We start from the raw sequence: 23185 nt of genomic DNA on the forward strand, positions 1-23185 counted from the left end.
CTTCATTTTGCATTAAAGAATTCCCACATCACGTCATTGGCTCTGATTGCCTTGGATGGAGAAGCAGATCCAAAGAAAAGGGAAGGTTTTTTACCTCCTGGCCAGGAATGGCCCCCAGATTCAGTGACACAAAGTTTTACTTTTACATCATTTTTGCATCCACCATATTCATCACAAGTCACCCCTGGTTCTTCTAATACTCGTTTGGGAACTGGATTACACTCGTTGAAACCCACCCATTTGGAAATGGTTTTCGGAACAGAAACAAAATCAGTCACAAGACTTCTATCATTAAAACTGTTTCCTGCTCCCCCATAAAACAAAACTTTATCATCATCTTTTGCATGGATGTGTAAGACTGAAATGGGTTTGGAGGGAGTACAAGATTCTGTATTGTCGGTTCCAGCAACAGTTGTGATGGCAGCGAACTTATCTGTCATTTCACAAGCCAAACGGTAAGTCATCATTGCCCCATTTGACATACCAGTTGAGTAAACCTTGGATGTGTCAATTTGCAGTTGTTTGGTGGCATGATTTAGAACTTCTTTAATGAAACTAACATCGTCTATTTTTTTGTCACGAGCATCAGCGCAACAGTTCCCCGCATTCCAAGTGGCAATTTTTCCTGATTTGTATTTACTATAACCATTGGGAAAAATTACGATATGACCATTTTCTTCTGATTTAGAAATTTGGTGGTAATACTCTTCATTTGATTGGATTTCCATATCTCCGCCACCACCATGGAATACCAAAAGAAGTGGTGTGGTTTTGTTTGGAGAATATGTTTTGGGAACATGGACTTTATAATAACGAGGGATCTCCCCATGGGAAAAAGTGAATGTATAATCACCAGGAGCTTCAATTTTTTTGGTTAGGTCGGAAGAGGCAATGGGAGCAGGTTTTTCTTCCATTTTTTTTTGGAAACGTTCTTTGATTTTTGTCCGTAACCAACCCCGAGAACAAGACTCAGTGAGAAAAAAAATAGAGAGTAAAGACAAAACAAACAGGAACCGAGTTTTATCATTCATAAATCATCCTTAATCTTTAAGTCAATCCTATACGACCCAAGTTTCATTTCAATAGTTCCTGATTTGTTGTTTAATCAAACCAAAAATAATCCAATCGGGAAGGGAATTTTGACAGAATTTGGATCAATCAGAGTTAATATCTAGGTTTGCCAGAATTTCAAGGGATCGAATTTTTGCATCTGTATCGTAAACAGAAGTTACTGTCATGAGTTCGTCGGCCTTGGTTTCTTCTAAAATTTTAGCGATCCCGGCCTGTACAGTTTCTCTAGAACCCACAACCGAATAAGATAACATTTGTGAGGCGATACTTTTCTCTTCAGGACTCCAGTATGACTCTATGTCCTCAATTGGGGGAGGGAAAGTGCCCCTTCTATTTCGAAGGATCCGAGTAAAAGATTGTTGGGAACTAGTGAATAAAAATTTTGCTTCCTTGTCTGTTTCCGCTGCAATGACATTCACTCCTACCATCACATAAGGTTTCTCCAAATATGGAGAAGGTCTAAATTGTTTTCTGTAAATGGATATGGCTTCCATAAGAGCACCTGGAGCAAAGTGAGAAGCAAAAGCATAGGGAAGTCCAAGCATTGCGGCAAGTTGGGCTCCAAATAAACTCGATCCTAGAATCCAAACAGGTACATGCGTTCCCTTTCCTGGAATTGCATTGACTTGTAATGTTTCCTGATTGTCTTCAAAATAAGAAAGTAGTTCCTGTACATCTTCTGGAAACTGTTGAGAACTCATAGGATCTCGTCTTAAGGCCCGCAAAGTCAGTTGGTCAGTTCCTGGAGCTCTTCCGAGTCCTAAATCAATCCTTCCTGGATATAAACTTTCTAAGGTTCCAAATTGTTCTGCGATCACAAGTGGTGAATGGTTGGGTAACATGATCCCACCCGCACCAATCCGAATGGATTTTGTATGTCCCGCCAAATGTCCGATGACGACAGAAGTAGCTGCACTGGCAATGGAAGGGAAGTTATGATGTTCTGCCACCCAAATGCGATGGTAACCTAATTTTTCTGCTTCCTTTGCCACGCGCACACTGTTCGATAAAGCATCAGGTACATTGTTTCCTTCATTGATAAAAACCAGATCAAGAATAGATAATTTTGCCATTAAGAACACATTCCCGTTTTCCGCTCTACAGTGTAAATGTGGAAAATATTAAAATCATGATTTTTCATTTAAGTTATAAACGTATGTTATGTGGTTATCCTTTGTAATACATAAGATTTTTTCGAAATAATGAACTAACTACTAGAGATTAAAGTCTAAGCTTTTCTTAATTCTCCAACCAGGGATTTGATAAAACTTTCTTTATCTTTCTTTGCTTCCTTTAAGGTGTTTTGTAAACCCTTAGGAATTTTAAAATACTTCTCCGCCCAGAAATGGATCTCAACGAGGATTGGTAACAAATCAATTCCTTTGTCAGTCAGTCGATACAATACCTTAGCTTTACTTTCTGGATGTTCTAGTTTTTCAATGAGTCCATTTTCTTCTAAAGAGAGAAGCCTCGAAGCAAGGATATTTGTAGCAATTCCTTCCTCGGACTTTAGAAAATCTCCGTAAGTTCTCCGTTTGTGAAAAACTAAATCCCTGATGATGAGTAAAGACCATTTGTCTCCCCAAATATCCAGAGAGCAGCTGATAGGACAATCTGACCTTTTTTTGTTCGCAGACATAAATAATATAAGAAAAAAGTGCTTGCAAAATGCAACTACTTTTAAGTTTGATCTACTTGTGAATTGCAAGTGGTTTTGGGGGATCAAATGAAACAAACAATTTTAGTCACAGGAGCCTCTTCGGGGATTGGACGTTTAGTGGCAAGTCAGCTACATAAGGAAGGGCACTCAGTTATAGGTACAAGTCGATACCCAGAAAAATACAGATCGGAACTTCCTTATCCTTTGTTAGAGTTGGATTTGTCTTCTGATTCTTCTATTGGTTCTTTTGGGAAACGTTTATTTCAACAAATTGGACATCTTGATGTTCTAATCAATAACGCTGGTTTTTTGGTTAAAGGCCTTGCGGAAGAAACTTCCGTTACCTTGGGAAAAGAACAATTCGAAACCAATTTTTGGGGTACGGTGAAGGTTACGAATGAAATTTTACCTTATCTAAGGGCAAAGAGGAAGGGAAAAATCATTACGATTGGATCTTTTTTAGGTCGTATTAGTCTTCCTTCCGTTGCCTATTATTCTGCCTCCAAACATTCATTAGAAGGTTATTTTAAATCATTACGATTCGAATTAAATGAATTTAATATTCATGTGAGTATGGTTGAACCAATGAGTTTTAAAACCAATATAGGTGAAAGTTCGATTTCGTCTGAAGGGAACATTCCTGATTATGATTCGGTGAGAAAAAAAGTAGCAGGTTTTTCTAAGGCAGAGTTTGCAAATTCGCCATCTCCGGAGCCTGTGATCCAAACAGTTTTAAAGTTGGTAAATAAAAAGAATCCAGGATTTCATTATCCAGTGGGTAAGGGTGCTCGTTTGATTCTTTTCCTCCAACATTTTGCCTATCGGCTTTTTGAAACTTCCATTTTGAAGAAAATGAACCAAAAAAATTAGATCATCCATTACAGGTAAACATGAAAGCATATACAATCAATCGTTACAGCAAAAAAGAAAAATTTGAACTTGCCCAGATTCCTGAGCCTAGTGTTGGTGAACGAGATGTACTCGTAAAAATCCATGCAGCAGGACTGAATCCTCTAGATTCAAAAATTAAGAGCGGTGCCTTTAAACTCATTTTACCTTATCATTTCCCTTTGGTTTTAGGCCATGATATCGCAGGAGTCGTGATTCGGGTTGGATCTAGTGTTCGTCGGTTCCAAGTGGGAGATGAGGTATTTGCAAGACTCTCCGATTTTCGCATTGGGGGATTTGCGGAATACATTTCTGTAAATGAAGGTGATCTTGCGATCAAACCTTCGAATCTAAGTATGGAAGAAGCTGCTTCTCTCCCCCTCGTTGCATTAACCGCATGGCAGGCATTAGTTGAAAAAATGAAATTACAAAAAGGAGAAAAAGTTTTTGTCCAGGCGGGGACAGGGGGTGTCGGATCATTTGCGATCCAATTGGCAAAACATTTGGGAGCTTTTGTCGCCACGACAGTGAGTGAATCGAATGTTGCCATGGCAAAAGAGCTAGGAGCCGATTTAGTAATTGATTACAGAAAAGATGATTTTGAAAAATTGCTCCATGACTATGATTTTGTTTTGAACAGTCAAGATTCGGGGACTCTTGAAAAATCGATTCCTATTTTAAAACCAGGAGGGAAGGTGGTTTCTATCTCGGGTCCACCTGATTTAGAATTTGCGAAACGGATTGGTGTTTCCTTTTTTTTGCGAATGGTTTTTAAACTACTGAGTTCGGGGATTCGTAAAAAAGCAAAACAAAGAGGAGTAAACTATTCCTTTCTTTTTATGGAAGCAAGTGGAGATCAGTTAGAAAAAATTGCCTCTTTAATCCAAACTAAAAAAATCCATCCTGTTCTAGATCGGGTTTTTTCTTTTCATGAACTCAACGAAGCAATGAATTATATGGAAACAGGCCATCCTAAAGGAAAGGTGGTTTTGAAGATGATCTAGTTTCCCTGATAAAAATATCCTTTTTAACTTAACTTTAGTGAATCGTTATGAACCTTTGTTTGGTCCGTGTTGGACCAAACAAAAACGATTCCTTTACTGTTCGTTTGGGTATCCGCCGTATGTCATTTTTCCAGTTAAATAAATCGGACTTTTTTGTTCTAAAAGGATACGAGTGTTTAGTTTGGATTGAATCTCTTGCAGTTGTTGTGATGAATAAGTATTATCTGACCCATCCACAACCAAAACATAGTGGTAGGAAGAGTTTGGATTTTCATCCAAATCTAAATCATCCCAAATATGTAAAATATTTCCAGAACCAACTTCTCTATTTCGATCAGGGGTGACAAAGGCTTCGTTTGTTTCTTGGCTGAGAGTTGTTGGGATTCCTTGTGGATAAACTTTTTTCTCTGAAATCAAAACGATTTTTTTCGGATCAATATGAGTCGGAAGATAAATTTCTGTGGGTGCGTCAGAGTGTCTTCCTTTCCAAATCACCAATTGGAACCGTTTGCCCACAAAGTATTTTGTTTCAGTATTTCCCGGTTTGATGGCAGCCCAAGAAAACACTTTGTTCCAAGTATCAGAACCTACCGCATTATAATGACTACTCATCAAACGGCCTTGCGATTTCCGAACATAAGCTCGTTCAACCACATGATTGTTTACGTTGAAACTAGTTCCATAATTTCCAACCACGGAGAAATCTTCTTCGTTCCATGCATCCTTGGTTGTAATGAGTTTGGATGTATTCCCATTCATAAATTCTGCATGGTTGTTGTAATAATAATCCCAATGCCATTGGGTTCCCGATACAACAGGATTATAAAAATCGGCAAACCTGGATTTTGAAGTTTGGTTCCCATCTGAAACTTCCATCGCTTGGTAGACGGCATTAATCATTCGTGGTGTGTCTTTGGCACCTGTTCCTTTTAACCACATCCCAAATTCGCTTAAAAAAACTGGGATTTTAAGGAATCTAGATTCCTTTCTGATTTCATCTAAATATCTAAAATAAGTAGCGTTATCGATCCCTGTGAGATCGGTTCCCATTCTCCCCGCATCATAGAAGTGAGAATTAAATACAAAACCAGGGCCTGGTGGATTCAGTAAATGGCCTCCTCCCGTGGCAGGTGCGATCGCCGAACCAATGTTTGTATTCCAAAATACAAGTGGTTCTGCAAATACCCATTTTGATTCCCATCCGTTTTGGTTTAATATGGTTCTCACCTTCTGATACATCGGCCAAAGTTTTTGATTGTCCCAAGCTGCAGGTGTTAAACCTTCCATTCCCCCGTCCACAGGTTCATTCACAGGATCTAAGCCCAATACATAAGAGAACTCTTCTTGTGTGAGTTGCTCTTTGATATAGGAAACTGTTTTTGTGATCTGCCAAAGAAATTCTGTTTGCATATTCCTTGTGCCAAGAGTCGTGGAAAGCGGAGCATTGTTCCAAAAATTACGGAAAGCTCTGCGAACTGCTTCGTTGGTTAAATTGTTTTGGCTCCAACTAGCACAAATGATTCCACAATACTCAGAGGGATAACTTCCACCTTTTGTAATCCAAGCCGGAGCACCATTACCCGTATGCCATGAGTTTTTATTAAAAAGATGTCTTGAAAATAAATCTTGGTGGTAGTCAAGAAGGATGTACATGCGTTTGGCGGTAGCTTTTTTCATCTGTTTGATGACAGCATCTAAATAATAATAATCAATTGTATCTACCGCAGGATGCACTCCTTCCCAAGCAATGGTAAAACGAATGAGATTGGATCCAGTAGTTTTTCCAAGTCTACTAAATGCGATTTCAGCATCGGTGTCATTCGCGAAAGGTTTGAATCCATGTTGTGCCAGTTTCATATTTCCAGAGATATTAAATCCTCGGAAACTAACTTCACGCCCGAGTCCATCCACAAAGATTTGATCTGTAAATTGGTTGTTTGTTTTTTCCGAGATTAAGATCGTCCGTTCCTCTAAGGAACCACTGTAGTCCAGATGATGAAGGGAACTTGTTATGTTTTCTGTCTTCAAAGAAGGTAGGGATGGATTTGTATTTGTCTGCGAAGGTAAGTTCGCACCTGGCAAAAGCAGGGGTAAAAAATTGGAAAGGGATTCTTTTGCAGGGGCACAAGCAAAAGTGGAGAATAGAATTAGGTTAGCTTGTACTAACCCAAGAGTTTGTGTTTTCCAGTTTGGTTTCATAGATCCTCGGGAGCTGGTTTCTTTGCGGTGCCAGGCTTTATGGTCACTTGCGACACACTAGCCGACAATTGTCGATTAAAAAATTGCCATCAAATTTCCATAAATGTGCTATTTGATTCTAAAGACAATGGGCAATCTGTCTGATTCCTCTGAAAAAGAGTTCTCGTTCTGGGTTTATACTGGAATTTCCTTTGATTTTGTCCTCTTTTCGTGAGAATCTGAATGGCGTTTCTTTATTTTTGTAGGGGATTTCTGAACATCGATCTATAAAAACCGACATTTGTCGATTATTTTTCTTGCCATATTTTTAACATCGTTTAGACTAATATCCCGAAAATTGCCTGTGTCCCGCAAAGGACAAGGATGCGAAAAAACGTTTTATTTAGAAATTTTGATTCGGAGAGAGTGTATGAATTCCAAAAGAAAATTCCAAGTGCGCTTGGGTTTTACCATTGTTTGTTGTTTTCTTGTCTTAACTTGTTCAGATGAGAAATCTTCCCCTTCACCAATCCTCGGTTTGGTGGACTCTAGCACTACTGAAAGTTCTAGCTCCGCTAGTTCTTTGGGAGTGAGTCGTGCTGTTGCACCTTCCCTTGGTTCGTCGCCCTATCTAGTGGGTGCAGGGATTTATGATATCACAGGTCCTGCTGCTGAAGTGGGGATGATGGGGTTTGCGGAATCAGCGCAAAAAACAGAAGGGATTTATATGCGCCTTTGGTCAAGGGCCTATATCATTGGAGACGCATCCAAACGAGTGGTCTTTGTAAGTGCTGACTTAGGAATGATTTTCCAATCCATCAAACAAGCAGTGAGTAAAAAAATCGCCTTGGATTCGGAACTTTCTCCTTATTACAATACGTCCAATGTTTTACTTTCAGCAACCCACACTCATAGCGGGCCTGGAGGATACTCTCATTATTTTTTATACAATGCCACAACCTCTGGATTCATCAAAGAAAACTTTGATGTCATTGTGGATGGAATTTACAAGTCGATCAAACTCGCTCATCAGAATTTAGTTCCAGGGAATGTTTATATCAACCAAGGAAATTTGACAGACGCAAGTAAAAACCGTTCGGTGGTTGCTTATGATAAAAACCCTGCTTCGGAAAGGAATTTTTATTCATCCAATGTAGACCAAACCATGACTCTTTTGAAACTGGTTGCGGCCGATGGTCGTGAGATCGGGATGGTGAACTGGTTTGCTGTCCATCCAACAAACGTAGGACCAACGAACAAACTCATTGGTGGAGATAACAAAGGATTAGCTTCCTACTTATTCGAAAAAACAAAAGGAACAAATTATTCCGCAAACCAAACATTCGTTGCTGCTTTTGCTCAATCGAATTCGGGAGATGCCACTCCGAATCTTTGGGGTCCCGCAGATGGAGTAAATGATTATGCGAGACAGAATATCATTGCAGAAAAACAATTAAACAGAGCTCAATCTTTGTATTCTTCTGCTTCGACACAAGTTTCTGGTTCTATTGATTTTCGCCACACGTTTGTTAACTTCTCTAACCTTTATGTTAGTAGTGTAGGAACCACAACTTGTCCTGCCGGTATGGGAGCTTCGTTTTCTGCAGGTAGTGTGGAGGATAATGCGGTCTCTGTTGATTTTTTTGATGAAGGAACTACGATTGATTCCCTGGATTGGAATACCAATTCTGCGGATGCGTTTAAAGCGAGTTTCCTTGGTGGGGCACTTGGTGTTCTTTGGCCGGCTTCTGTCAGTGAAGCTTATAAACTTTGCCACGCAGAAAAACCAGTTCTCATTCCAACGGGTGTTGCTAGTTTTGATGGGAATCCTTGGACTCCTCCTGTCATTCCGATGCAGATCATTAAAATTGGTAACTTAGCCATTCTTGCCATTCCTGCTGAAGTATCTACCATGGCAGGCCGAAGACTTCGGGCTCTTGTGAAAAATGTTCTAGAAAATGAATACACTGTGATTGCTGGTCTTTCCAATTCATACACTTCGTATCTAACTACTAGAGAAGAATATTCTTCCCAACAGTATGAAGGTGCTTCTACACAATTTGGCCCAAATACTCTCTCGGGTTATGAACAAGAATTTGGTAAACTAGCAAGCGCTATGCGTAATGGTGCGGCAAGTCCAGCAGGCCCAACGCCACCTGATCTAACAAATTACCAAGCCACTTTCCAAACAGGAGTGGTATTTGATGATGTTCCCCTCTTTAAGAGTTTTGGAAACGTAGTCACACAACCATCGACTTCCTATGCCAGCGGAGCTACTGTAAGTGCAGTATTCTGGGGAGCCCATCCTAAAAACAATATGCTTATCGGAAGTAGCTTTGTGGATGTAGAAAAACAAAATGGATCTACTTGGACTGTGGTGGCTCGGGACAATGATCCATCCACGACTTACAAATGGCAAAGGGATGGGGTCGCTTATTCCAAAGTCACCGTCACTTGGAAAACAAGTTCGTTTCCGGCAGGAACCTACCGCCTCAGACACCGAGGTCATTGGAAGAGCGGATGGACGGGAGCCATCAGTGCTTACCAAGGAGTCACAAATAACTTCACTGTGCAGTAATATCTGAACAACCACTCACCTGGCCTGTAAAAAGGTCGGGTATTTTCTTTGCAACGAGATTGACTAGGTATCATTTCCTGGAAGGCTCGTACTATGGATAAATTGGTCGACGCATCCTTATCCCCTGACCTCGCTTCTAGACCCTTCAAATTCACTAGCAAACAAGGGAGGAATAGGCGTACACAGTTACTTACGATTGCCTTAGAATTCCTCAGGGAAAAATCCCCGGAAGAAATTAGTTTTGCTGATATCTGCAAAGAAGCAAAAATCCCAAGGCCTTCGGCGTATCATTTTTTTCCCAATGTAGAGGCAATCTTCCATGGGATTCGGTTATTACACTCAGAAAGCCTGATTGAAAAATCCTTATTACTAAAAAGGGAAAGTTTTACTTCTTGGGAACAATACATTGAACGTTCCATTGATGTGGCCGTGGAAGTCACAAAGAAAGAAATTGCTTTTCCTCGTTTGATTTATGGATACCGGGTGAGTAATCCAGAGATGCGCCAAGTAGGGCAAGAGCTGGATGCGAGGCTCGCAAACTTAGCAAAACTCGGGCTTATGGACCGGTTTGAGTTACCAAGTTTTGAAAATGCAGATTCTATCTTTGGGGTCGCTTTTTCTATTGCTGATTCTCTTTTAAAACTTTCTTACCGAACTTACGGAGACTTTACTCCGTGGATGGTGGGAGAAACCAAAAAGGCAACAATCTCTTATTTAAAAAACTATCTTCCTGAAGTTTGTAAACCTAAGTGAACTCTTTAGTAATTTCCTGAGTAGGTGGGACCACCAACAGTCCCTCCATTGATGGTTGCAATATCATTGATGATGGTTGTGGCCTCATCAAAGTATAAAGCTGTTGGACAATCTAAGAGTCTATTCCCATTAAAACTAATGGGATTGGTTCCTCCTCCTTCATACAAACAGTAGCGGTTGGTACCACCAGAAGTAAACAGGACATTATTTTGATAGTTTCCGATATCGCCCGATCCAAATCCATGATAAAGGGCTATGCTTGTAACACCTCCCCCTCCATTCATTAGATTGTTAGTTACAGTGGCATTGGATGGGTAACTCGTATTCAGTGCATAGGATATACTTCCTGATCCTCCCTCTAGTGTGTTGCCAATGATCGTTGGAGAATTCGAATCAGGGGAATTGTATATGGCATGGGCTGATGTTGTCGCATTTCCACCATAGATCGTGTTATACGAAACCGTAGGGGATCCGGCATTTCGGATAAAAATTCCAAAGGTATCTGCTACTGAAGAAGAACCTGAGATGATTGTATTATTAGAAATGAGTGGAGAAGCCGATGTAACCAGGATTCCTGTGGACCAAGCTATATTTAGATTCCCACTTTCCACTCGATTGTTTGTGATCGTTGGGGATCCAGAAACACAAGAAATGGCAATTCCAAATCCAGTAGCATTGGGATTAGAAGCACTCCTGATGGTAAATCCATCAATGACGGTTGTGAGGGTAATGGAAGCTCCTGCGAGGATGGTGATTGTGTCTGTAGTAGCAGATGTCGCTGTATCAATAATTCTTGTACTATATAAACTCGGATTTCGATCCAAAAAATTGGAACTAAGTCCACCATATAGGGAAACATTATTGGTAAGATTGATACTGGATCCAAGAACACTGTCGATCGAATAATCTCCTTCCGAAACTAAAATAGCCGCAGGTGTGGTCGCTCCTGCAATTGCTGATGAAATTGTTAGTTTGGGACTTTGAATGGAAGTCCCTGAGTTTCCATCATTTCCAGAGGGACTAACATAATATAAATTGGTGTTGGAGTTTAGAACCACATAGGAGCCAGTAACGGTTGTCATTCGAATTCCAAAAGTATCTGTCGCATCTAATTGGAAAGGGGTGACACCTGTAGGAATCGATCCAGAAAGTGTTACTGTGTCATTTTGGGAAAAGGTTTCAGACCAAACGGGAGTTAATTGTATTCCTAGGTTTGCCGAAAGAGAGTTTGGATCCATCGATCGATTAAAAATCACACGAATTTGTGCATTCGCTAGAATTACATTTCCCAAAGAAGGAGTGATATTGGCATTGGGACCAGTGAATAAACCGAATAGGAGTCCTAAGTTTCGAAGTTGGTTGTTTTTTTTAGATAGGTCGAACTCTAAAAACTCCCTTACAATGGGGTTTAACAAACAGTGGAATTGAACCAGAAGTGATAGAAAGATTAGAAGTCTGATTGGATTTTGAAATTTATTTCTTTTTCGCATGGGAAAACCGAGGAGCTTAGGATATCTTTTTTCTCACAAAAAGGCAATAAATTTCCAAAACGTTTTTTCGAACAATTTGTACGTATCTGAAAATCTTGTAATTTGTTGTGGTTAAATAAGAGACATAATCCCCGTAATCCATTCCTTCTCGGTGACCACGGAAAATTGGATTTTTGAAATCAGAAGGTTTGTCTCTCGGTGAGATGAATTATTTCATCCCAATATAAGCATACTCGGTCACTGTCTGGATGAAATTTTCCATCTCTTTTGGATCATGTTTCATCTGCAACCGACCTTCCAAAAACAACATCGCAATTCCATGGATCATTGCCCAAGAAGCTAAAGTTTTTTCTCTGGTATTTCCTTTTTCTAAATGTCCCAATCTTTGGCCCATTCGAATAATTTCGTGTAACTGGCGATAGGTTCTTCTTGATACGGCAGACAAACTGGGATGGCTTTTTACATCCACTCCCATACCACCAAACATAATCCTTGCGAATTGTCTGTTGGCCATAATGAATTGAAAGTAGGTCCAACCAAGGGCTCGGTATCTTCCTTTAAAGTCTTGGTTCGTTTTTTCTAATTCTTTTTGGTAAGCTTCAAAATACTTTTGAAATCCGATTTCAGCAATGGCAGAAAATAGAGAATGTTTATTTTCGAAGTGATGGTAACTTGCTACATGACTCACTCCCGCTTTTGCGGCCACTTTGCGAAGGGAAATATCTTCTAGAGCAGTGGTTCCCAAAAGTTCTAGTCCCGCTTGGATGAGCGCCTCTCTGACATTGATCCCTCCGTCTTTGGAAGGTCGGCCAAGACCCTTTGGTTTTTTGGGTAGAGATTTTTTTTTCGAAACCGCCATTTCCCCCAATTCTCCGCCCGGGTCTTAAAATGACTAGTGTTAATTACCGGTGGTAATTTATGGCTTGCTAAGCTTCCTATTTATATTACCAATGGTAAATTATTTAAAATCAAGGGGTTATCAATTATGAATACAGCTTTTTCACCCATAACCATCGGTAATTTGACTCTTCCCAATCGTTTTATTATGGGTTCCATGCACCTTGGTGTGGAAGGAGAAACCGGAACTGCAGAAAGAATGGCTGCGTTTTATGGAAAACGTTTTGAAGGGGGGGTGTCTCTCATTGTGACTGGCGGGATCAGTGTGAATGAAGAAGGAAAAGGTTCTCGGACTTTTTTCAACATCCAAAATCCAGAACATGCGAAAGAATTAAAACGGATGAATGAACTTTTGGAAGGAAAAGGAACAATGTGTGCACAACTTTTCCATGCAGGAAGGTATGCTGCTGATCGGAATTGTGTGGCTCCGTCTGCGATTCGTGCACCAATCAATCGTTATGTTCCCAAAGCACTTTCAGAAGAAGAATGTTGGAGGACCATTGAGGATTTTGGAATTGCTGCAAAGTTAGCTCATGAGTCCGGGTTTGGAGCCGTCGAAATCATGGGGAGTGAGGGTTACCTACTCAACCAATTTTTTTCAGAAGTCACAAACAAACGTGATGATTATTTTGGTGGAGATACAAAACGAAGGATGAACTTATCCATAGAAGTTCTTCGTCTCGTTAAAAAACAATTACCGGATGGTTTTCCTGTAATCTTTCGTATGTCTGGGATTGATCTTATTCCTGGGAATCCTAGTTTTGAAGAGGTCATTCAACTAGCGAAAGTTTTACGAGATGAAAAAGTTTCTGCTTTAAATATTGGAATCGGTTGGCATGAATCTAGAATCCCAACAATTAGCCAACTTGTTCCCAGGGGAGCATGGATTCCTATTGCGGGTCGCATCAAAGAACAAATAACAGATATTCCTATCATTGCTTCAAATCGTGTGAATGATCCTGTTACGATGCAAAAGGTTTTTGATGAAAACAGAGCTGATATCATTTCTATGGCAAGACCATTTCTGGCAGACCCATCGATCGTTAAAAAATTCGAATTAGGAATGTCAAATAGGATCAACACTTGTGTGGCCTGTAACCAAGCTTGCCTCGACCATGCTTTCCAAGAAAAATCTGTTTCTTGTATCGTAAATCCAGAAGCTGTAAACGAATTAGAATATAGAAAACCAAAAGTAAAAGATCCCAAAAAAGTTTTGGTCATTGGAACAGGGCCCGCAGGACTCGAAGCGGCCAGAGCCAGTGCAAGTCTTGGCCATAAAGTGACTCTCGTTGAAAAAGCAAGTGTGCTTGGTGGACAATTTCAATTGGCATCAAACATTCCTGGAAAATCAGAGTTTAAAGAAACCATTCGTTATTTCTCCAGCGAACTTCCTGCTCTTGGCGTAGACATCCGTTTGGATACAACGGCAACTTTAACATTGTTGGAAACAGAAAATCCTGATGTTACCATTTTTGCCAGTGGTGTGAAACCACGCGAATTTACATTAAAAGGACTAGAAAATCTTCCTTCGGGAAATTATACTGAGTATCTTACCGGAAAGTTCCAGCCAGGAAAACGAGTGGCTGTGATTGGAGGAGGAGGGATTGGTGTGGATGTGGCACATCGTTTGACGGAAGATGAAGAACCAACTCTTAGTTCTTACGACAAAAAATATAATATTAGTTCATTTACGAATGCTAATGTTCAAAAAGAAAAAGCAAAAAGGGATGTGGCGGTTTTTCGTAGAAATGGAAAACACGGAGCAGGTCTTGGACCCACAACCTTTTGGGCACTCAAACAAGAATTGGAATCAGTAGGAGTTGAATTCTATCATGGTCTTACTTATAAAGAGGTAACTCCCGAAGGTTTGAAGGTAGAATTAAAAAATGGTGAAGAATTTTTATATCCCTGTGATTCACTTATTTTATGTGTGGGGCAGGAAAAGGAAACATCCATATTGGAAGAATTCCAAACCAAACATCCAAATAAAAAAACCATAGTCATTGGTGGAGCAAAAGATCCAAGGAACATTGATGCCAAACGGGCGTTCTTGGAAGGTTTAGAAGCAGCACATAGTATTAAATAGGAGAAAATATATGATCGCAAATAATTATTTTTCGGATGATGAGGACTTACAGGTCATCTTCAACCAACTTCTCGATTGGAATTCCATCATTAAAGAAACAGAAGGTGATGAATTTTTTGACCATAAAACATTTGTTAAAACAAGTAATCCTCGTTTTGAAATGGCTCCTTCCACAAAAGAAGAAGCTTTGGAATTGTATACTTCCAGTTTGGATGCAATGGGAGATTTTTTTGGGAATGATGTTTCTCAAAAATCACAAATCATGGATCGCAATGAATTAAAGTATGCCAATGGAAAAGTAATTTTTCCCAAAGAGACAGTAGAGATTTACGAAAAATTCCGTAACACTGGTCTTATGGCATATTCGCTTTCCAGAGAAGCTGGTGGTCTTGCTTTTCCTGCGACCGTTGGTGCGTTATATGCAATGCTTATGGCGAGAGCCGATGTTGCTTTTTGTATGACAACCACCTTACTCAATTTAGCACAGATTGTTGATAGGTTTGGAACTCCTGAACAAATTGAAACCTATGCCACTAAGGCTGCCACTGGTGAATGTTTGTTTGCTATGTCTCTGACTGAGCCAGATTACGGCTCTGACCTTAATAATGTAAGAACCGTTGCGGTAAAACAGGAAGATGGAAGTTACCGTCTAACGGGAACCAAACGATTTATATCACAAGGTTGTGGGCTTGGAGATCTTCCAGCACTCCTTTTGACACTAGCTCGCACTGGTAAAGCAGAAGGTGGAGCTCGGGGTTTATCTGTATTCATTGTGAAAAGCGAAGATGTATTTGTTGCAGGAATTGAAAAGAAGATGGGGATTCACGCATCTCCAACTTGTGAAATTGTCTATGAAAACACTTACGGCGAAATTTTAGGAGAAGAAGGGCTCGGCCTCACTCGTTATACTGCGGGTATGACTAATTTTATGCGTCTTGTCAGTGCCTCCGGTGGCTGTGGTGGCGGAGCTGCTGCCTATTTTGAATGTGTAAAATATGCCAATGAAAGAAAACAATTTGGAAAACCCATTGGTGAAATTCCTGCTGTTGCAGAAATGATTCATAAAATCAAACGTGAAACAAACGCTATGCGACTTTTGACTTTGGAAACGGCTCGTGTGATTGATATGTACCAACATCACCAAATCCGAATGGAAAAAGCAAATAAAGATGATAGAGAGATCAGAAAAGATGAAAAAGTGAAGTATTGGTCCACTTTAGCTTCCACTCTCACACCGATGGCAAAATATTATAGTTCCGAGGAAGGTCATAAATGTACAAATCTCGCTGTACAGGTATTTGGTGGTGCTGGTTACACAGAAGATTATGATATTTCTCGTATGTTTAGAGATTCTCGGATCAATACGATTTACGAAGGAACAAGCCAAATCCATGTTCGTATTGCCACGGGTGCTATTCTTGCGGGGATGGTTGGGGATGGAAATTTTAAGAAGTATTTAAATTCTTTAAAGGAAGAAATTCCTTCTCCATCAACTTTCCTTTTGGAACAAGAACGTGTTTTAGAAGAATCCATCCGAGAGATGCGGGCCATCCAAGTGGAAACGAAAAAAGAAACCGTAGCAGAAAATTTAATGATCCAAATGACTCGTTACATCTGTAGTTTGTTATATGAAAAATCAATCACAAAGATCACAGATCCAAAACTTAAAACAATTTGGGAAAAAGATTGTCGCGCTTATGTAATCGATAGTGCGGCGATTGCTCAGTCATCTTTGTATCGAATTCAAAATTTTGGATAAACGCTTAGACTGATTCAAAAACGGTCTGCTTTGACAAATCGAAAATTTATTAAGACCTTTATTGGAATGAAAATTTTAACGAAGGTCTTGACTAAATAAAATTTTGACTCATAGTGAAGCCGAGGTTTTTTATGAAAAAAATTTTAATCTTACTTGCCGGTCTTACGTTTTTCGTATCGGTTTCTGTTTTTGCACACGACCATGAAGGTCATGGAAAAAAGGGAAGAGGTGGTGACCATTTCAAAAAGATGGACATTGATGGGGATAATAAAGTTTCTAAAGAAGAATGGCAAAAATTCCATGATGGGATTTTCACCGAACTGGATAAAGACGCTGATGGTTCTGTAACTTCAGAAGAAATCAAGGCTTTTCATAAAGAAAAACACGAAGAGAAAAAAGAAACAATGAAGGAAAAAGTCAAAGAATCCAAAAAGAAAAAGGAAGATAAAAAGACTAAACCATCCGAATAACATCTGTTTGGAATGGGGCGCCTCGGATTCGGTTCTGAACCAACATTCGTTTGGAATACCGACCGGGTTCTCCGCTCCAATCTTTGCACATCCGTGCAAAGGATTTCCACTGCGATCCCTGGCGCTGTATCTGATTTCTTGATAGAACTTGAATTAGAGAATTTCTAAACTTGAAATTTGTATTCAATTGTACTTGATTGGTTTTGTTTCTTTCGATTGACGAAAAGAATGATTTTATCTTTCTTTATGGATAATAATCTCATGAAAGCGAAAAAATCGAATTCCCAATCACAAAAAAAATCCGCTCTAAGTAAAAAACAATCAAAGAAAAAAATAACTGTAGCGAAGGAAAAGAAATCCTCTCCTGTTCTTTCCAGGAACCTTACGTTTCCCTTAGAATCAAAAACAAACCATTCCGTTGCAGAATTAATTGATACCATTCATGAATATTCAATTGGCCATGAGGTTGCCAACGCAGTCACCCATGGGATTGGAGGAGGATTAAGCATCGCAGGACTTTCTCTTTTACTCACAATGTCGGTGCTTTACGGGAATGTTTGGCATATTGTGAGTTCCGCCATTTATGGGGCGACTCTTATCATTCTTTATCTTGCTTCCACCCTTTATCATGGGATTTATCATACCGCTACAAAACGTATTTTTAAGGTAATTGACCATGCTTCTATTTATTTATTAATTGCTGGGACATATACTCCATTTACTCTTGTTAGTTTACGGGAACATTCGGAGTGGGGATGGACTTTGTTTCTTGTGATTTGGGTCCTTGCTTTTATTGGAGTTCTGCTATTATTACTATTTCCAGGAAAATATAGTGGGGCACGTGTAGTAGTTTATATCCTTATGGGTTGGCTTGCTATTTTTGTTGTGAAGGATATTCGAACCGCAATTGGGATGAGTGGAATTTCTTGGCTTGTCGCAGGTGGGCTTAGTTACACCGTTGGTGTTATTTTTTATCTTTGGGATAGTTTGCCATTCAACCATGCTATCTGGCATTTATTTGTTTTATCTGGTAGCCTTTGTCATTTTTTTGCCATTCTGTTTTACGTTCTTCCTCCTATCCCGAAATAAAGAAATTGTTTTTTTATTTTCACCTAAATAGGGTTATTTGAAAATATCGATCACAACATTTCCTTTTTTATGACCTGCTTCTACATACCTGTGAGCTTCTGGCATGGCTTCGAGAGGATAGGATCTATCGATCACTACCTTGAATTTTTTCTTTTTGGATAAGTCTGATAAAAATTCTAAGTTTTCCAATGTTTCTGTGATGGGTCCAAATTTAATCTGAATGCCTTTTGTGAAGGAAATCCAAAGAGCATGAAACATTTGGCCAAACAAAGCTCCCACAAGAACCAAAACCCCATCTTTTGAAAGAAGTCTTAAATTGGAATTTAAGGTAGATTTACCCACACATTCAAATACAATGTCATAAGTTTTTTGATGAGACTCGGAATGGAATTCTTCATAGTCCATGACAAAATCAGCACCCAGTGATTGAACAAGTTTAAAATTACTTTTACTGCAAACAGCCGTTACATTCACTCCAAAATTTTTAGCCAATTGGATGGTTGCTGTTCCCACGGAACTAGAAGCTCCATAAATGATGATTGATTGTCCTTTTTTTATCTTACATTTATGAAGGAAGTCAATAGCGGTCAAACTACCAAATGGTAAAGTGGCTCCTTCGGAAAAGGAAATTTCTTTAGGAAGAATTGTCATTACGGCTGATTCTGGTAGACAAATGAATTCGGCATAGGCTCCCATTTTGATTCCAGTGGAACCAAAAACTCGGTCACCCACTTTGAATTTTGTGACCCCTTCTCCTACTGTTTCGACCACACCAGAAAACGACCCACCTAATATGGGATACTTGAGTTTGGTCAGTCCAAAAAACAAACGAGCCACTTGAGGATCTGGTTTGCGGATTCGCCAATCTGCAGAATTGACAGAGGTATTATAAATTTTGATTTTAACTTCATTCTTTTTTGGGTTAGGGGTCGCCCAATCTTCTAGTTGGAGTACTTCAGGGGCTCCGTATTTTCTGCAAGTGATGACTTTCAAAGATTTAACTCCCTTGCCACCAATAAAACTTACAGCGTAAGTTTGTCAAGGAAATTTATTTCTTCCTGAACTTGTGGAAAACATTGGAAATTGAAACAAATCTATGATAAACAATGAGTAAGGAGGGGAAGTGACTCTAAAAAAGAAACAGAAAAATAGTTTAGCGAAGACTTCAAAAAAGGGCAAAAAACGAAAAATCCTCTCGAAAGACCTTGTTTTGGAAGCCGCAATCGGACTTGCTGATGAGTTTGGAATCGACGAATTGTCTATGAGAAACTTGGCATTGAGTTTAGGTGTGGAAGCCATGTCCCTATACAATCATGTAAAAAATAAGGACGAACTTTTAGATTCGATGGTTGATTCTGTGATTTCAAAGATCGTATTGCCAAAGATAGGTGGCGATTGGAAAACTGAAATGATTAAAAGGGCAAATTCTGCTCGTAAAGTATTTATTTTACATCCTTGGGTTACATTGCTTGTTGTTTCTCGAATGAATGTTGGGGAAGCTATGTTAACTTATTTTGATACAACACTTGGTTGTCTTCATACAGCGGGGTTTAGTTTGCAAGAAGCCGATCATATCATCAATGCAATTGACAGTCATATTTATGGATATGTATTACAAGAATTAAATTTTCCTATCGAATCAGATGACTATGCCAAAAAAGCAGCCGGTTTTCTTCCTCAATTAGAATTAAGTTCCTTCTTACATCTAACCAATTTAACCAAAGAAGTTGTCGCAAGAAAGTATAACGGATTACATAATTTTGAATTTGGTTTGAATTTGATCTTGGGTGGATTAAGTAATAAATAAAAAAGTAAACTAAGTTTTCAGTATACCGAATCAATTTTTTTATCTTAATCCAAATAGGACTATATTTCTATTTAGAAACGGGAATGAGAAACCATTCTGTTCCTTCCAAATCTAGTTTAGACTCTTTTTCAATTTCATCTTTTATTTCTGGAGTTTGTACAATCTCTTTAAATCCCGAATACCCTGAACTGTCTGGAGCACCACCACCTAATAAAGCTGAAGCGACTGCACCTGCAATCTTAATTCCAAGGCTAGTTTTAAAACTACCAATGATAGACTCACCAACCGTATCCATATCTTGATCTTGGTCTAGCGGAGAACCATTGAAATCAATTCTATATTTTCCTAAAACAAGGATTTGGTTAGGTTTTACCGTAAATTTGGATTTTTCTAAGTTACTTCTATCAAACACATGATAAAAATTGGCTTCCGGTTGGTTTTGGTTTCCTTTTTGGTAGATATGGGCACCAACAAATGCGTATTCACCTGGTTCAATGTTTAGATAGTACAATCGGGATCGCGAACGAAAGTTAGTTTCGAGTAATTTTAATTCGCTGATTTTCTCTTTAGATTTATCAAACTTAACTAACCATACTTTCTCGGCTCCGTAGTCACCAAATAGAATTTGGGGAACACCTAGTTCGAAAACGATAGCAGAAGATTTATTCGGATAATTTGGTAAAATATCCGGTTTCGAACGACAATTGAATAAAACAATTACAATGGAAAGTGTAACTAAGGCTCTCATTTGGTTCCTATAGACTGATAGTTTCGGTAAACTAACAGTCTGTAGGGGAATTCGTCAATGAAAATCTTTGAATTTAAATTGCAAAGACACTTTGGAATGTAAAATAACTTGAGTTCGGTTTGAAATCATATCTATGGTATAAATCCGTTTCGTAAGGGTTGTTTTTTTGGTTTCGAATGGCATCACCTGCATAAAGGGAGCTTGCCCCAAACCAAAAGGAAACATTATCGAAAGGAGTTACAATATAGATAAAATTGATTTCAGTTGCCACATGCCTTCCTAGTTTTGGCCGGTTAGGATTATAGGCTTCTGTGTTGAAATAATCTTCTGTGGATGCTGTTTCCCCGGTTGCTTTGCTTCCTGCCACATAATTATTGTTATCGTAATAACCGTCTTGAAGTTTAACTTTGTAATACCAGTGGGGATTTATGATAAAGGTTCCCCATTTTGAAGATTCATATTTGATGTGTATTGAATAGTCTTTGATGTTTTGCCAAAATACCATCCCGGAATTTCCGTTTCCTGCAAACGGTAGTCCCCCGCCGGCCATCCTCCTTGTTGCAAAAAGTGGATTATAGGTAGCCACACTTCCATCGTTTCTGTTGGGGTCTCCTGAAGCTTGAACATATTGTACGCCAATTCGAAATTCTTTTACCGGAGTGTATCCTAATTGTACAGCAACGATATTCGCCTTATATCGTACAGGTGAGGAATGAGGAGGCGATTCTCCCGTTTTTTTATCTGTGGCATAAGTCCCTGTTTGATTGATCCAATCAGGGGAAACTCGTTCGCCAGTAAATCCAGTTTGCCAAGCTGCTTCCACCATCCAGTCGATCCCTGTTTCACTCGTGATCATATTTCCTTTTGTACGATTTGTTAGGCGAAATCCGGAAGTATTGAGTTGGTCAGGCCCACGGTAATAGATATCAGATCCATAATTGGCAGTTGTATTTGTGGCTTTTAGTTTTTGTTTATAAAGTGTAAAATTATAAATTTCAATCCCTAACCAATCCCAAGGTTTGAATCCATAATGAGCTCCATAATAAGAAGCATTTCCTGTCCCGCCCACTCGAGTGGAATTATTGGAAACCAAACTGTTTGCGTTATTTTCCGATCCAATAAGGGCGCCAAAAAAATCTAAACTATGTTTTTGAATTGTGAGAGTGGAGCGAATGGCATCGAATGAATTTCCATTCAAACTATCATTTCGCGAACCTAAAATTCGACCGTCTCCATAATCTAAAATTTGACGACCAGTTCTCACTCGGAACATTTGGTTTGTTGTTTTTAAATCTAAAAACGCTTCTCTAAATCCTGAGTAATTATTGATCGCAACTTCTTTTTGTTTGGAAGTGTCTACCAAATTGCCGGAATTAGAAATTAATCCTAATTTTTGATCAGAAGTGCCATTAACTATTTCTCCTCCCCACAACCTAACATCTTGAAAGGTGAGTTTGAACATTACATTGGGAGAAATATCTCCGATTAAATAGAATTGAGTTTGATTGCTGGCAGTATTTCTATTATCGGCTGTGGATCTATCAAAGTCTGTGTTGTATAATGAATCTGCCTTGGGTCGCACTCCAAATCCAACCCGAAAGCGATCGGCAAACCAAAGGTTTGTATTTTCCTGTAGCGCCTTTCTTTGTTTGGCGGTAACTTGAAGATTTTTTAAATATTCTCCTGTCAAATTCCCTTTTAAAGGACTTACATACTCTGGTGGTTCTTCTGGAGGGGCAGGAGGTGGAGGCGGTTGTTGTTGTGGAGGAGGCGGTGGGGGAGTTTCTGGAACTTCCTTTTTTACCGGAGTGATGAACTGCGCATCCAATGGTAACGTCAAAGTGAATAGGAAAAACCCTAGCGACACAAGACCCATTGCAACTCGCTGATTGTATGCGTACATTTTATACCACCTGTGATTCAGCCAGTGAACATAGATTCGAAGAAGATTCAAATCTTAAATTTGTCTATTGGTAGGAATCCTAGGTTTTCGAAGAGTTATCTATGTCTTATTGGCAAATTATTGGGAAAGAAAAATCTCGAGATTTTTCCAACCTTCATGACCAAGTTCTTTCATTTTCTTTCGATTGTTTTTAAAAATACTGTCAATATTCGGATGAGTGTCCACGATTCTACTAATACTATCTTCGCGTAACAAATGTAATGTTTGAAAAGGGGATCTTCCTACGTAGTTAGTTATGTCGTTTTTCTTTTTTCCTGCGAATTGAAACTCTGGATGAAAGTTTGCTATTTGAATGATCCCTTCTAAATCCAATTGGTTTAGAAGGAAATCTGCTTCATCTAAAAAATCATTTTGGTCCAAAAAATCATTCAAAACATAAGGATGGATGAGTAAGGTTGTTTCTATCGTCTTGGGATCTACTTCTTTTAGGAAGAGTAACTCAGATTTTAAATCGGAGAGTAAATCTGTTTCACTTTTTGCCTGACTAATCGTATAACGAATTGTATTTGATTGAAAGGTTGGTTTTGCAAAAGGACAGAGATTTAGACCAATCACAGATTTTAGAATCCATTCTTTGGTGTGGTTTAGCACTTCATCTGCATTCCATTCTGACTTTTCTTTCGGCATTCCCAAAATTCCCAATGAATCTTTAAATATCCAGTATTTATTTTATGGAAGGGAATGTAAGCTAAGTTATGATTGTGATGGCTTATTTTTTAAAAAAAATATCGGAAAACAATCGAA

Annotated in this window: 19 protein-coding genes; 9 read left to right on the top strand and 10 right to left on the bottom strand. The window is 39.1% G+C overall.

Features of this window, described 5'->3' with window-relative positions:
• Positions 1 to 2 precede the first annotated feature (2 nt).
• The 3 genes from CH361_RS11800 to CH361_RS11810 form a co-directional block, all read right to left on the bottom strand.
• A complete protein-coding gene (locus tag CH361_RS11800) occupies positions 3 to 1031 on the bottom strand; it encodes an extracellular catalytic domain type 1 short-chain-length polyhydroxyalkanoate depolymerase (RefSeq protein ID WP_100791022.1) in 1029 nt (342 codons plus the stop codon).
• Positions 1032 to 1154: 123 nt separating this feature from the next.
• Positions 1155 to 2144: an LLM class flavin-dependent oxidoreductase gene (locus tag CH361_RS11805; protein WP_100791023.1), complete on the bottom strand. Its 990-nt coding sequence runs from the start codon at positions 2142 to 2144 to the stop codon at positions 1155 to 1157.
• A 155-nt stretch (positions 2145 to 2299) separates the two neighbouring features.
• Positions 2300 to 2710, bottom strand: a complete 411-nt coding sequence (locus CH361_RS11810; RefSeq protein ID WP_100791024.1) for a winged helix-turn-helix transcriptional regulator — start codon at positions 2708 to 2710, stop codon at positions 2300 to 2302.
• Between the two features lie 87 nt (positions 2711 to 2797).
• Between CH361_RS11810 and CH361_RS11815 the strand changes: the two genes are divergently transcribed.
• Together CH361_RS11815 and CH361_RS11820 are read left to right on the top strand one after the other, a co-directional pair.
• On the top strand, positions 2798 to 3601 hold the full coding sequence (locus CH361_RS11815; protein WP_100791025.1) for an SDR family NAD(P)-dependent oxidoreductase: 804 nt from the start codon (positions 2798 to 2800) through the stop codon (positions 3599 to 3601).
• Positions 3602 to 3621: 20 nt separating this feature from the next.
• Positions 3622 to 4623, top strand: a complete 1002-nt coding sequence (locus tag CH361_RS11820; RefSeq protein ID WP_100791026.1) for an NADP-dependent oxidoreductase — start codon at positions 3622 to 3624, stop codon at positions 4621 to 4623.
• 93 nt (positions 4624 to 4716) lie between these two features.
• On the opposite strand, the gene CH361_RS11825 is transcribed toward CH361_RS11820, so the two are convergent.
• Entirely contained in the window at positions 4717 to 6822 is a 2106-nt protein-coding gene (locus CH361_RS11825) for a glycoside hydrolase family 5 protein (RefSeq protein WP_100791027.1), read from the bottom strand.
• A gap of 409 nt (positions 6823 to 7231) precedes the next feature.
• On the opposite strand from CH361_RS11825, the gene CH361_RS11830 reads away from it, so the two are divergent.
• Together CH361_RS11830 and CH361_RS11835 are read left to right on the top strand one after the other, a co-directional pair.
• Positions 7232 to 9379: a neutral/alkaline ceramidase gene (locus CH361_RS11830; protein ID WP_100791028.1), complete on the top strand. Its 2148-nt coding sequence runs from the start codon at positions 7232 to 7234 to the stop codon at positions 9377 to 9379.
• 93 nt (positions 9380 to 9472) lie between these two features.
• Positions 9473 to 10132, top strand: a complete 660-nt coding sequence (locus CH361_RS11835) for a TetR/AcrR family transcriptional regulator (RefSeq protein WP_100791029.1) — start codon at positions 9473 to 9475, stop codon at positions 10130 to 10132.
• 5 nt (positions 10133 to 10137) lie between these two features.
• Here the strand turns inward: CH361_RS11835 and CH361_RS11840 are convergent, their stop codons facing one another.
• Positions 10138 to 11622, bottom strand: a complete 1485-nt coding sequence (locus CH361_RS11840; RefSeq protein ID WP_100791030.1) for a DUF1565 domain-containing protein — start codon at positions 11620 to 11622, stop codon at positions 10138 to 10140.
• Positions 11623 to 11830: 208 nt separating this feature from the next.
• On the bottom strand, positions 11831 to 12481 hold the full coding sequence (locus tag CH361_RS11845) for a TetR/AcrR family transcriptional regulator (protein ID WP_100791031.1): 651 nt from the start codon (positions 12479 to 12481) through the stop codon (positions 11831 to 11833).
• A gap of 126 nt (positions 12482 to 12607) precedes the next feature.
• Between CH361_RS11845 and CH361_RS11850 the strand changes: the two genes are divergently transcribed.
• From CH361_RS11850 to trhA, 4 genes are all read left to right on the top strand, one after another.
• On the top strand, positions 12608 to 14605 hold the full coding sequence (locus CH361_RS11850; protein ID WP_100791032.1) for an oxidoreductase: 1998 nt from the start codon (positions 12608 to 12610) through the stop codon (positions 14603 to 14605).
• Positions 14606 to 14615: 10 nt separating this feature from the next.
• The gene (locus tag CH361_RS11855) at positions 14616 to 16364 is read left to right on the top strand and encodes an acyl-CoA dehydrogenase family protein (protein ID WP_100791033.1); all 1749 of its coding nucleotides are present in this window, start codon (positions 14616 to 14618) and stop codon (positions 16362 to 16364) included.
• Between the two features lie 131 nt (positions 16365 to 16495).
• On the top strand, positions 16496 to 16834 hold the full coding sequence (locus tag CH361_RS11860) for a calcium-binding protein (protein ID WP_100791034.1): 339 nt from the start codon (positions 16496 to 16498) through the stop codon (positions 16832 to 16834).
• Positions 16835 to 17080: 246 nt separating this feature from the next.
• Entirely contained in the window at positions 17081 to 17923 is an 843-nt protein-coding gene (gene trhA, locus CH361_RS11865; RefSeq protein WP_244279830.1) for a PAQR family membrane homeostasis protein TrhA, read from the top strand.
• A 33-nt stretch (positions 17924 to 17956) separates the two neighbouring features.
• Here trhA and CH361_RS11870 read toward each other — a convergent pair whose 3' ends face one another.
• Complete coding sequence (locus CH361_RS11870) at positions 17957 to 18916, bottom strand: NAD(P)-dependent alcohol dehydrogenase (protein WP_100791035.1); 960 nt, start codon at positions 18914 to 18916, stop codon at positions 17957 to 17959.
• Positions 18917 to 19046: 130 nt separating this feature from the next.
• Here CH361_RS11870 and CH361_RS11875 point away from each other — a divergent pair, with 130 nt between their 5' ends.
• Complete coding sequence (locus CH361_RS11875; RefSeq protein ID WP_244279832.1) at positions 19047 to 19730, top strand: TetR/AcrR family transcriptional regulator; 684 nt, start codon at positions 19047 to 19049, stop codon at positions 19728 to 19730.
• 67 nt (positions 19731 to 19797) lie between these two features.
• On the opposite strand, the gene CH361_RS11880 is transcribed toward CH361_RS11875, so the two are convergent.
• The 3 genes from CH361_RS11880 to CH361_RS11890 all read right to left on the bottom strand — a co-directional run bounded on the left by CH361_RS11880 (position 19798) and on the right by CH361_RS11890 (position 23068).
• The gene (locus tag CH361_RS11880; RefSeq protein ID WP_100791036.1) at positions 19798 to 20478 is read right to left on the bottom strand and encodes a hypothetical protein; all 681 of its coding nucleotides are present in this window, start codon (positions 20476 to 20478) and stop codon (positions 19798 to 19800) included.
• A gap of 73 nt (positions 20479 to 20551) precedes the next feature.
• Positions 20552 to 22381, bottom strand: a complete 1830-nt coding sequence (locus CH361_RS11885) for an alginate export family protein (protein ID WP_100791037.1) — start codon at positions 22379 to 22381, stop codon at positions 20552 to 20554.
• Between the two features lie 117 nt (positions 22382 to 22498).
• Positions 22499 to 23068 carry a DUF1415 domain-containing protein gene (locus CH361_RS11890; protein WP_100791038.1) on the bottom strand — a complete coding sequence of 190 codons (570 nt, stop codon included), beginning with the start codon at positions 23066 to 23068 and terminating at the stop codon, positions 22499 to 22501.
• Between the last annotated feature and the right edge of the window lie 117 nt (positions 23069 to 23185).

It is taken from the genome of Leptospira brenneri (assembly GCF_002812125.1).
In the GTDB taxonomy this organism is placed as follows: domain Bacteria; phylum Spirochaetota; class Leptospiria; order Leptospirales; family Leptospiraceae; genus Leptospira_A; species Leptospira_A brenneri.